Raw genomic sequence first — 396 nt, 5'->3', positions numbered from 1 at the left:
AAACTTACAACCAGAGTTAACCATATGAGCAGGTTTCCACTGAACGTTAATATTTGAGTTTTGGTATTGTTTCATAGTTGTTCTCCTAATATTGGCACATACTAACTAAACAATACCCAAATCTCACTGAGCCATGTGATACCTCTTAACGAGTTAAGCGATTGGCTGCAATGTAAGCATCAGCCGTAGATTGGTCACGATTTTCTGCAACAGCACGACTACGAGCACGGTCTTCCAGAGCAGTGTTATAGGACTTAATCTGGTTATTCAGATTAGTGTTAGTAACATCTTTAGCAAAAGAGAACTGATTCTTAGCTAACTTGTTAGCCTGTAATGCACCATAGATATTACCCAGTGCATTAAGACCACCTAACCCCAACTGGAAGGTGGGAATAT

1 protein-coding gene is annotated in these 396 nt (G+C 39.6%); it reads right to left on the bottom strand.

The window, feature by feature from the left end; translation table 11 throughout:
- Positions 1 to 145 precede the first annotated feature (145 nt).
- A partial coding sequence (locus Y882_RS20435) for a hypothetical protein (RefSeq protein ID WP_046973441.1) occupies positions 146 to 396 on the bottom strand: 251 nt, incomplete at its 5' end.

The sequence above is a fragment of the Dyella japonica DSM 16301 genome (assembly GCF_001010355.1).
Classification (GTDB): Bacteria; Pseudomonadota; Gammaproteobacteria; order Xanthomonadales; family Rhodanobacteraceae; genus Dyella; species Dyella japonica.
This window is presented reverse-complemented; position numbering and strand designations above follow the sequence as displayed.